Origin of the sequence: Micromonospora sp. NPDC049151 (assembly GCF_040648395.1) — a bacterium.
In the GTDB taxonomy this organism is placed as follows: Bacteria; Actinomycetota; Actinomycetes; order Mycobacteriales; family Micromonosporaceae; genus Micromonospora.
The window spans coordinates 22,040-32,062 of sequence record NZ_JBEZDP010000036.1; the positions used below are offsets into that span (position 1 = coordinate 22,040).

At 68.9% G+C, this 10,023-nt stretch carries 11 protein-coding genes; all 11 read left to right on the forward strand.

The genetic code is table 11. The annotated features are described in order from the left end of the window. Positions 1 to 50: 50 nt before the first annotated feature. Positions 51 to 272: a hypothetical protein gene (locus tag AB0B20_RS27630; RefSeq protein WP_269704359.1), complete on the forward strand. Its 222-nt coding sequence runs from the start codon at positions 51 to 53 to the stop codon at positions 270 to 272. Positions 273 to 314: 42 nt separating this feature from the next. Next, positions 315 to 1,094, forward strand: coding sequence for a F0F1 ATP synthase subunit A (gene atpB, locus AB0B20_RS27635; protein WP_043328655.1), 780 nt, complete (start codon positions 315 to 317; stop codon positions 1,092 to 1,094). Positions 1,095 to 1,187: 93 nt separating this feature from the next. Next, positions 1,188 to 1,412: an ATP synthase F0 subunit C gene (gene atpE, locus AB0B20_RS27640; protein WP_018789141.1), complete on the forward strand. Its 225-nt coding sequence runs from the start codon at positions 1,188 to 1,190 to the stop codon at positions 1,410 to 1,412. A 29-nt stretch (positions 1,413 to 1,441) separates the two neighbouring features. Further along, positions 1,442 to 1,969, forward strand: coding sequence for a F0F1 ATP synthase subunit B (locus AB0B20_RS27645; protein ID WP_357383902.1), 528 nt, complete (start codon positions 1,442 to 1,444; stop codon positions 1,967 to 1,969). After that, positions 1,969 to 2,790, forward strand: a complete 822-nt coding sequence (locus AB0B20_RS27650) for a F0F1 ATP synthase subunit delta (RefSeq protein ID WP_357383904.1) — start codon at positions 1,969 to 1,971, stop codon at positions 2,788 to 2,790. Before AB0B20_RS27645 ends, AB0B20_RS27650 begins: the two co-directional genes overlap by 1 nt. Positions 2,791 to 2,876: 86 nt before the next feature. Further along, positions 2,877 to 4,526: a F0F1 ATP synthase subunit alpha gene (gene atpA, locus AB0B20_RS27655; RefSeq protein ID WP_357383906.1), complete on the forward strand. Its 1,650-nt coding sequence runs from the start codon at positions 2,877 to 2,879 to the stop codon at positions 4,524 to 4,526. A 4-nt stretch (positions 4,527 to 4,530) separates the two neighbouring features. Beyond that, entirely contained in the window at positions 4,531 to 5,460 is a 930-nt protein-coding gene (locus AB0B20_RS27660) for a F0F1 ATP synthase subunit gamma (protein ID WP_354871302.1), read from the forward strand. Beyond that, positions 5,460 to 6,905 carry a F0F1 ATP synthase subunit beta gene (atpD, locus tag AB0B20_RS27665; protein WP_357474674.1) on the forward strand — a complete coding sequence of 482 codons (1,446 nt, stop codon included), beginning with the start codon at positions 5,460 to 5,462 and terminating at the stop codon, positions 6,903 to 6,905. The genes AB0B20_RS27660 and atpD overlap by 1 nt, the downstream gene beginning before the upstream one ends. A 215-nt stretch (positions 6,906 to 7,120) precedes the next feature. Next, positions 7,121 to 8,266 (forward strand): LCP family protein, encoded by a 1,146-nt coding sequence (locus tag AB0B20_RS27670; RefSeq protein ID WP_357383932.1) that lies wholly within the window; start codon positions 7,121 to 7,123, stop codon positions 8,264 to 8,266. 109 nt (positions 8,267 to 8,375) lie between these two features. Further along, positions 8,376 to 8,654: a F0F1 ATP synthase subunit epsilon gene (locus AB0B20_RS27675; RefSeq protein ID WP_357383911.1), complete on the forward strand. Its 279-nt coding sequence runs from the start codon at positions 8,376 to 8,378 to the stop codon at positions 8,652 to 8,654. 12 nt (positions 8,655 to 8,666) lie between these two features. Beyond that, on the forward strand, positions 8,667 to 9,122 hold the full coding sequence (locus AB0B20_RS27680) for a DUF2550 domain-containing protein (RefSeq protein WP_357474677.1): 456 nt from the start codon (positions 8,667 to 8,669) through the stop codon (positions 9,120 to 9,122). The last annotated feature ends 901 nt before the right edge of the window (positions 9,123 to 10,023 follow it).

Here is a 10,023-nt window from a genome sequence, read left to right on the forward strand (position 1 = left end):
GGGGGTGCCGCACATCCCCGCGCGCCCCTGCTGATATTGTTCGCCACGTCATGGCCGATGACCCCCACTCCCACAAGTCCGACGAGCACTCGTCGGAGGGTGTGGCAGGCGCCGTCGTGGGTTACCTGCTCGCCGGCATTCTGGTGTGGGGTGGCCTCGGCTGGTTGGCGGAACGGTTCTTCGGTCTGCCAGCCGGCATCGGGGTCGCCGTCGGCATGATGCTCGGCGCGGCCGGGGCGATCTACCTGATCATGAAGAGGCTCAGTGCCTGAGTTCCGGCACACGCGGGTCTGTTGAGTGCGGAGGATGACACGGTGAGCGGACAGCTGGTCGTCGCCCAGGACCTTCCCTGGCCCCCCAGCGTCGGGGATTTCTACCCGCCGGACGTGGCCGGCCCCTGGGTCACCAAGTTCAGCATCATGATCTGGATCGCCGTCGCGCTGCTGATCATCTTCTTCGTGGCCGCGTACCGGAAGCCGAAGCTGGTGCCGGGCAAGGGCCAGTGGGCGGCGGAGGCGGTCTACGGGCTCGTCCGGGACAACATCGCCCGGGAGCAGATGGGTAACGCGGGCATCCGCTTCGCGCCCTACCTCACCGTGCTGTTCAGCTTCATCCTGCTGACAAACATCTTCAGCATCGTGCCCGGCCTGCAGATCTCGCCGAACTCGCACATCGCGTTCCCGATCGTGCTCGCCGCCATCTCGTACGTCATGTACAACTACGTCGGCGTCCGCAAGCACGGCCTCGGCAAGTACCTCAAGCAGAGCCTCATCCTGCCCGGCGTGCCGTGGCCGATGCACTTCCTGCTGATTCCGATCGAGTTCCTGCAGAACTTCGTCGTCCGGCCGGTCACCCTGGCACTGCGGCTCTTCGCCAACATGTTCGCCGGCCACCTGCTCCTGCTGGTCTTCACCGTCGGCGGCTTCGTGATGCTCGGGTCGAGCAGCGTCTTCGTCCAGGCGACCTCGGTCTTCTCCTTCGCGATGGCGATCGTGATGGCCTTCTTCGAGGCGCTGGTGGCGGTGCTGCAGGCATACGTCTTCGTCACGCTGAGCGCCAACTACATCGGCACGTCGCTGGCCGACGAGCACTGAGATCCGGCTCGGCGGGCACCCGGCCCGGCCAAGCATCTGGTACCGACCGCGTACACGTGAGCCCTCACGTGTGAACTAGGAGGAATACCCGCAATGAACGTTCTTGCCGAGATCGGTGGCAACGTCAACACCATCGGCTACGGCCTCGCCGCCATCGGCCCCGGTATCGGTGTGGCCCTGGTATTCGCGGCCTACATCCAGTCGAGCGCCCGCCAGCCCGAGTCGGCCGGCTACAACCGCACCTGGCTGGTGCTGGGCTTCGCCCTGGTCGAGGCGCTGGCGCTGTTCGGCCTGGTGCTCGCCTTCGCCGTTAGCTGACGCGAGCTCCCCCGATCCGGAGGTCTGACATGTATCTCGCCGCCGAAGGCGCGCACAATCCGATCTTGCCGATCTGGCAGGAGATGGTCGTCGGAACGATCTCCTTCGCCCTGCTCGTCTTCGTCCTGCTGAAGTTCGTCATGCCCCGCATGGAGGCGATGTACCAGGCGCGGGTCGACGCGATCGAGGGCGGCATCAAGCGCGCCGAGGCGGCTCAGGCCGAGGCGAACCAGCTGCTCGAGCAGTACCGGGCCCAGCTCGCGGAGGCGCGTACCGACGCCGCCAAGATCCGCGACGACGCGCGGGCCGACGCCGACGGCATCCGGCAGGACATCCTCGCCAAGGCGCGTGAGGAGTCCGACCGGATCATCGCCGCCGGCAAGGAGCAGCTCGCCGCGGAGCGGGCCACCATCGTGCGCGAGCTGCGCACCGAGGTGGGCACCATCGCGGTGGACCTGGCCAGCAAGATCGTCGGCGAGTCGCTTGCCGACGAGGCGCGTCGCAAGGGCACCGTCGACCGGTTCCTGAGCAATCTCGAGAGCACGGGGGCCCGCTGATGCAGGCCGCCAGCCGGGAGTCGTACCGGGCCGGGGCCGAGCGCCTCGACACGTACGTCCGCGGCGCGGAGCCGTCGGCGGTGGCTGCCACCGCCGACGACATCCTCTCCGTCGCCGCCCTGCTGCGGCGCGAGCCGCGGCTGCGCCGGGCGCTCTCCGACCCGGCCCGGGCCGGCGCCGACCGCTCCGGTCTGCTCGGCGACATGCTGCGCGGCCGGATCGGCGCGGAGGCGCTCGACCTGCTCACGTCGATGGTGTCCGGCCGCTGGTCGGCCCCGACCGAGCTGCTCGACGGTGTCGAGCGCCTGGGCGTGGAGGCACTGCTGGCCAGCGCCGACCTGGCCGGCGAGCTGGGCGAGGTCGAGGACGAGCTGTTCCGCTTCGGGCAGGTCGTCGCCGGTTCCGCCGAGCTGTCGAACACGCTCTCCGACCCGATGGCCGCGGTCGAGCGGCGGGCCGAACTGGCCCGGCAGCTGCTCGCCGGCAAGGCCCAGCCGGTGACCGTCAGCCTCGTCGAGGCCGCGCTCGCCGGCTTCGGGGGACGCTCCTTCACCGGTGCGCTCACCCGGCTGGTCGAGCTCGCCGCCGACCGGCGGGACCGTCAGGTCGCGTACGTGACCGTGGCGGCTCCGCTGACCGAGGAGGAGGAGCGACGCCTCGGTGCCCGCCTCTCGGAGATGTACGGTCGGGAGGTCTCCGTCAAGCAGACGGTCGACCCCGACGTGCTCGGCGGGGCGCGCGTACAGGTCGGCTCCGACCTGTACGACGGCACCGTCCTGCGTCGCCTCAACGAGACCCGCAACGCGCTCGCGAAGCGCTGACCAGCGTCTTAGCAGCCCTGATTCGATGCCATCGGACCGGTCGGTACTAGGTATCCCGGGCCCTGAGATACTTAAGGAAGCAGAGGATGGCCGAGCTGACCATCTCGACGGAGGAGATCCGCGGCGCCCTGGAGCGCTACGTCTCTTCCTACACGGCCGACGTCTCCCGCGAGGAGGTCGGCACCGTCGCCGACGCCGGTGACGGCATCGCCCACGTCGAGGGCCTCCCCTCGACCATGACCAACGAGCTCCTGGAGTTCGAGGACGGCACGCTCGGTGTGGCGCTGAACCTCGACGTCCGGGAGATCGGTGTCGTCGTCCTCGGTGACTTCGGCGGGATCGAAGAGGGTCAGCGCGTCAAGCGCACCGGCCGGGTGCTCTCGGTGCCGATCGGTGACGCGTTCCTCGGCCGCGTGGTGAACGCGCTCGGCGAGCCCATCGACGGCCTCGGTGACATCGCCAACGAGGGCTACCGTGAGCTGGAGCTCCAGGCCCCGAACGTGATGTCCCGCAAGTCGGTCGACGAGCCGCTGCAGACCGGCATCAAGGCCATCGACGCGATGACCCCGATCGGCCGCGGCCAGCGTCAGCTGATCATCGGTGACCGGAAGACGGGCAAGACCACCGTCGCCCTGGACACCATCCTCAACCAGCGCGAGAACTGGCGCTCCGGCGACCCGAAGAAGCAGGTCCGCTGCATCTACGTCGCGATCGGCCAGAAGGCCTCCACCATCGCCTCCATCAAGGGGACGCTGGAGGAGGCGGGCGCGATGGAGTACACCACCATCGTCGCCTCCCCGGCCTCCGACCCGGCCGGCTTCAAGTACCTCGCGCCCTACACCGGCTCGTCCATCGGGCAGCACTGGATGTACGGCGGCAAGCACGTCCTGATCGTCTTCGACGACCTGAGCAAGCAGGCCGAGGCGTACCGTGCCGTGTCGCTGCTGCTGCGCCGCCCGCCGGGTCGTGAGGCCTACCCGGGTGACGTCTTCTACCTGCACTCGCGTCTGCTGGAGCGCTGCGCCAAGCTCTCCGACGAGCTGGGTGGCGGCTCGATGACCGGTCTGCCGATCATCGAGACCAAGGCGAACGACATCTCGGCGTTCATCCCGACCAACGTCATCTCCATCACCGACGGCCAGATCTTCCTGGAGACCGATCTGTTCAACCAGGGCGTCCGGCCGGCCATCAACGTCGGCACCTCGGTCTCCCGGGTCGGTGGCGCCGCGCAGGTGAAGCCGATGAAGAAGGTCGCCGGCTCGCTGCGGCTGAACCTGGCCCAGTACCGCGAGCTGGAGGCGTTCGCCGCCTTCGCCTCCGACCTGGACCGGGCCTCCCGGGCTCAGCTGGACCGCGGTTCCCGGCTGGTCGAGCTGCTCAAGCAGCCGAACTACTCGCCGTACCCGGTGCAGGAGCAGGTCGTCTCCGTCTGGGCCGGCACCGAGGGCAAGCTGGACGACGTCCCGGTCGGCGAGGTGCGCCGCTTCGAGTCGGAGTTCCTGCAGTACCTCCGGCACAAGCACGAGGGTGTCCTGGCCTCGATCGCGGACCACAAGTGGGGCGACGACATCATCTCCTCGCTCGACTCGGCGATCACCGAGTTCAAGCAGCTCTTCCTGGGCAAGGAGGAGGAGGTCCGGATCAACGAGGCGCCGGCCAAGCCGCTGGAGGGTGAGCAGTCCCGCGAGACGGTGACCCGCCTGCGCGACGGCGCCGACCGCCCGGCCGAGAGCTGATCCGATGGCCGCCCAGGTACGCGTTCTCCGGCAGCGGATCCGTTCCGCCAAGGGGATGAAGAAGATCACCAAGGCGATGGAGCTCGTCGCGACGAGCCGCATCGCCAAGGCCCAGGCCAAGGTGGCGGCCTCGCTGCCGTACGCCGAGGCGATCACCGGCGTGCTGACGGCGCTGGCCTCGAACGCGCGGATCGACCACCCGCTGCTCACCTCGCGCGAGCGGGTGCGGCGGGCGGGCGTCCTGCTGGTCACGGCCGACCGGGGTCTGGCCGGTGGCTACAGCTCGAACGCGATCCGGACCGCCGAGTCGCTCATCGCCCGGCTGCGCGCCGACGGCAAGGAGCCGGTGCTCTACGTCATCGGCCGCAAGGGCGTGGCGTACTACCGGTTCCGCAGCCGGGAGATCGCCGGAAGCTGGACCGGCTTCTCGGAGCAGCCGACGTTCGCCGACGCCCGCGAGGTCGGTGACACGCTGATCAAGGCGTTCACCGCCGGCGCGGACGACACGGACGGGGACGCCGGTGCCGACGGGATCCTCGGCGTGGACGAACTGCACATCGTCTACACCGAGTTCAAGTCCCTGATGACGCAGAACCCGGTGACCCGGATCATCGGTCCGATGCAGGTCGAGGACCGGCCGCGGTCCGAGGGCGCGCTGCCGGCGTACGAGTTCGAGCCGGAGCCGGAGTCGCTGCTCGACGCCCTGCTGCCGAAGTACATCAACACGCGGATCTTCGCGGCGTTGCTGGAGTCGGCGGCCAGCGAGTCGGCCGCCCGCCGGCGGGCGATGAAGAGCGCCACCGACAACGCCGAAGAGATGATCGAGAAGTACACGCGTGAGATGAACTCGGCCCGTCAGGCCGGGATCACCCAGGAGATCAGTGAGATCGTCGGCGGCGCGAACGCGCTGGCCGCGTCGGGAAGTGAAGTGTGATGACTGTATCCGCAGTTGAGACCAAGACGGCCACGGGTCGCGTGGTCCGGGTCATCGGCCCGGTCGTCGACGCCGAGTTCCCGCGCGACGCCATGCCGGAGCTGTTCAACGCCCTGCACGTCGACGTGACCCTCTCCGGCGGTGAGAAGACGCTGACCCTGGAGGTCGCCCAGCACCTGGGTGACAACCTGGTCCGCGCCATCTCGATGCAGCCGACCGACGGTCTGGTCCGCGGCACCGACGTGCGCGACACCGGGGCGCCGATCAGCGTGCCGGTGGGTGACGCGGTCAAGGGCCACGTCTTCAACGCGATCGGCGAGTGCCTCAACCTCACCGAGGGCGAGACCATCGAGGCCGACGACCGGTGGGGCATCCACCGCAAGGCCCCGGCCTTCGCGGACCTGGAGCCGAAGACCGAGATGCTGGAGACCGGCATCAAGGTCATCGACCTGCTCGCCCCGTACGTCAAGGGCGGCAAGATCGGCCTGTTCGGCGGTGCCGGCGTGGGCAAGACGGTGCTCATCCAGGAGATGATCACCCGTGTGGCCCGGAACTTCGGTGGTACCTCTGTCTTCGCCGGCGTGGGTGAGCGCACCCGCGAGGGCAACGACCTCATCGCCGAGATGACCGAGTCGGGCGTCATCGACAAGACCGCCCTGGTGTACGGCCAGATGGACGAGCCGCCGGGCACCCGGCTGCGGGTCGCGCTGTCCGCGCTCACCATGGCGGAGTACTTCCGTGACGTGAAGAAGCAGGAGGTGCTGCTCTTCATCGACAACATCTTCCGCTTCACCCAGGCCGGTTCCGAGGTCTCCACGCTGCTCGGCCGCATGCCGAGCGCCGTGGGTTACCAGCCGACCCTGGCCGACGAGATGGGCCAGCTCCAGGAGCGGATCACCTCCGTCCGGGGCCAGGCCATCACCTCGATGCAGGCGATCTACGTGCCCGCCGACGACTACACCGACCCGGCGCCGGCCACCACGTTCGCCCACCTCGACGCGACCACCAACCTGGAGCGGTCGATCTCCGACAAGGGCATCTACCCGGCCGTGGACCCGCTGGCGTCCTCGTCCCGGATCCTCGCCCCGGAGTTCGTCGGCGAGGAGCACTTCGCCGTCGCCACCGAGGTGAAGCGGATCCTGCAGCGCTACAAGGACCTGCAGGACATCATCGCCATCCTCGGTATCGAGGAGCTCTCCGAGGAGGACAAGCTCACCGTCGGGCGCGCCCGACGGATCGAGCGGTTCCTCTCGCAGAACACGTACGCGGCGGAGCAGTTCACCGGCGTGCCCGGCTCGACGGTCCCGATCTCCGAGACCATCGACGCCTTCCGCCGGATCAGCGAGGGGGAGTTCGACCACTTCCCGGAGCAGGCGTTCTTCATGTGCGGCGGCCTGGACGACCTCCGGGCCAAGGCCAAGGAGCTGATGGGCGAGGAGGGCTGAGAGCCCGCTCACACCCACGAGGGCCGTCCCGGCGAAAGCCGGGGCGGCCTTCGCCTGTTCGGCGCAGCGCTCTATCAGATGCCTGCTTCTCCGGCAAGCGTTTCGCCGGATCACGCGCTACCGTTTCTGACACGACTTCACATCCCGGCCGTTGATCTCTGCAACCAAACGGACCCCCGTGCCCGTCTTCCTACCCGAGGGCGCGACGATTGGAGATGCTCGTGGGCGGTAAGGGCGGCACGGATCGCGGCAAGCGGTCCATGTGGCGCGGCGTGCCCCGGTGGGCCCGCGTCTGCACCATCCTCGGCATCGTCATGGTGGTGCTCAGCGGCTCCGTGCTGATCGGCTCACGTGCCCTGGTCGCCCGCTACGAGGGATCGGTGGGCAAGGCCGACCTCTTCGGCGACCAGGCCGCCGGCGCCAACGAGAAGAAGAGCGACATCAAGGGGCCACTCAACATCCTGCTCGTCGGCGTGGACCCGCGGACGTCCACCGCCCGGCCACTGGCCGACTCGATCATGGTGCTGCACGTGCCCGCCAGCATGGACCGCGGCTATCTCTTCTCGCTCCCACGCGACCTGCGGGTGGACATTCCGGCGTTCCCCAAGGCCGAGTACGCCGGCGCCAACGACCGGCTCAACGCGGCCATGTCGCACGGCAGCAACGTGCCGGGCCAGAACCCCAGCACCGTTCAGGGCTTCGAGTTGCTCGCCAAGACCGTGCAGGGGGTCACCGGCATCAAGCGCTTCGACGCCGGGGCGATCATCAACTTCAGCGGTTTCAAGAAGATCGTCGACGCCATGGGCGGTGTCGACATGTACATCGAGCGGGAGGTGCGCTCCGAGCACCTCCAGCCGGACGGCACGCCGCGCCAGCTCAGGCCCGGCGGCGGGGGCTACCTCGGACCGCAGGCGGTGTACAAGAAGGGCAACGCCCACCTCAAGGGCTGGCAGGCGCTGGACTACGTCCGGCAGCGCTACCCCAAGAACGGCGTGCCGGACGGCGACTACGGCCGGCAGCGGCACCAGCAGCAGTTCGTCAAGGCGATGGCGAGCCAGGCGTTCAGCGCCGACGTGGTGACCAACCCGGTCAAGCTGGACCGGGTGCTGCGCGCCGCCGGGAAGTCACTGGTGTTCAACGGCCGGGGCAACAGCGTGGTGGACTTCGGGCTGGCCCTGAAGGACATCCGCCCCGACGCGATCGAGACGATCAAGCTGCCGGGCGGCTCGATCGGCACCGGCGGCAACTACCGGGGCGAGGAACTGCTCGAACCGGCGGAGGACTTCTTCACCGCGCTGCGCACCGAACAGCTCGACGCGTTCCTGCTGGAGCACCCCGACTTCATCCAGAAGACCAAGTAGCCTGAGCGGGTGCGGGGCCGTGGTGGCAGGGCTCTCACCACCCGCGTTGGGTGGGCTGCGGGGGCGCGACTAGACTTTCGGCAATCCGCCGCCGCAGCAAGGAGACAGCGTGGCACAGCAGCTTCACGTCGAGCTCGTAGCCGTCGAGGAGAAGGTCTGGACCGGCGAGGCCGAGATGGTCGTCGCGCGGACGACCGAGGGTGAGCTCGGTGTGCTGCCAGGGCACGCACCGCTGCTCGGCCAGCTCGCCGAACCCAGTCAGGTACGCATCAAGCAGGCCGGTGGCCAGCAGATCGCGTTCGACGTGGACGGCGGCTTCCTGTCGGTGACCGGTGAGGGCGTCACAGTCCTCGCCGAGAGCGCAACCCCCGCCACCCCGGCCCGCTGAGCCGACCCGCCGATGGAGATCGTCGAAGGGATCGGAATCGGCTTCGCGATCATCGTCGTCGCGCTTCTGATCCTCTTCATCCGGCGGGCCCTGTTCACCCGTAGCGGTGGCATCATCCGGCTGAGCGTCCGGGTCAACACGATCCTCGACGGTCGTGGCTGGTCACCCGGGTTCGGTCGCTTCGTGGGCGACGAGCTCCGCTGGTATCGCATGTTCAGCTTCGCGCTGCGCCCCAAGCGGGTGCTCTCGCGCAAGGGGCTGGCGGTCGAGCGCCGCCGGCTGCCCGAGGGGCAGGAGTGCATGTCGATGCCCGCCGAGTGGGTGATCCTGCGCTGTACCAGCCACCACGCCCCGATCGAGATCGCCATGGCGCGATCCACTGTCACCGGATTCCTGTCCTGGCTCGAGGCCGCCCCGCCCGGGGCGGTCTCGCCGCGTCTGGCCTCCCAGGACTGGCCCGCCGCCTGACCGTCCCGCGCGCACAACCAACAGCGCCGCCGAGCCCCACCCGCCCGTCACCGCCAGCCGCCTCCTCCAAGCCCCGCGCGATCTTGCACTTGCGTACCCCCCAAACCTCGCAAACAGGGCATTCCAGAGGCCGAAACTGCAAGATCGCGCGGAGGACCTCCGGGGTCGGCTCTCGTCCCCGTTCTTCCTCGCCGGCTTCTCGTCCCTGCCGCCCAGTCCTCGGAGACCGCCTCCAGCCCAGTCGATCATGAGGTTGGCGGCGACAAACCGGACACCAGTCGCCGTCAACCTCATGATCGACCGCACTCGGCGGGTGCCCGGGGGGATTTCGCCGGTGATCAAGGAGTTTGTGTTCTCGTTGGCGCAGAAGGCTGCCGCGAAGTCCTTGATCACGGGTGGCGGGGCGCGGTGCTGGGGGCCGGGCTTGGGGGTTTGGGGTGGGTGTCTGGTTCGGGGGTGGTGGGCGGCACTCTGGGGGTGGAATCGTCGGCGGGTCGGTGGCGTTGTAACCGGGTGAACGACCGAGTAAGGGCTCGCCCCAGGCGGGGCGGTATCCGTGAAGGTCCGGGAATCATCCCGGGCCGCCGGTCGTTGGACATGGTTCCGGCGCCGCGCGACGTGGCATCCCTGCCCCGCGAGTGGCCGGATCCCCCGAGACTTTTTGAGCGCCTGACGGTGCCACGTGCCCACCCCCGGGTGCGTCGACCCCCGAATGGAGCCCCCTCATGAACACGATCCTGCGTAAGAGCATTCTCGGTATCGCTGGTCTGGCTTTCACCGGTGGCGTGTTCGCCGGCCCGGTGGCCGCCCACGCGGCGGACACCACCCACGCGGCCAAGCCGGTCTCGGCCACCGTGCAGCAGGGCGACAAGCTGGTCCCGCACGGTGTGCAGGGCAACCA

Coding starts and splice junctions, on each gene's coding strand:
- AB0B20_RS27630 (WP_269704359.1), top strand. CDS start 51: ATGGCCGATGACCCCCACTCCCACAAGTCCGACGAGCACTCGTCGGAG.
- atpE (WP_018789141.1), top strand. CDS start 1,188: ATGAACGTTCTTGCCGAGATCGGTGGCAACGTCAACACCATCGGCTAC.
- AB0B20_RS27645 (WP_357383902.1), top strand. CDS start 1,442: ATGTATCTCGCCGCCGAAGGCGCGCACAATCCGATCTTGCCGATCTGG.
- AB0B20_RS27650 (WP_357383904.1), top strand. CDS start 1,969: ATGCAGGCCGCCAGCCGGGAGTCGTACCGGGCCGGGGCCGAGCGCCTC.
- atpA (WP_357383906.1), top strand. CDS start 2,877: ATGGCCGAGCTGACCATCTCGACGGAGGAGATCCGCGGCGCCCTGGAG.
- AB0B20_RS27660 (WP_354871302.1), top strand. CDS start 4,531: ATGGCCGCCCAGGTACGCGTTCTCCGGCAGCGGATCCGTTCCGCCAAG.
- atpD (WP_357474674.1), top strand. CDS start 5,460: ATGACTGTATCCGCAGTTGAGACCAAGACGGCCACGGGTCGCGTGGTC.
- AB0B20_RS27670 (WP_357383932.1), top strand. CDS start 7,121: ATGCTCGTGGGCGGTAAGGGCGGCACGGATCGCGGCAAGCGGTCCATG.
- AB0B20_RS27680 (WP_357474677.1), top strand. CDS start 8,667: ATGGAGATCGTCGAAGGGATCGGAATCGGCTTCGCGATCATCGTCGTC.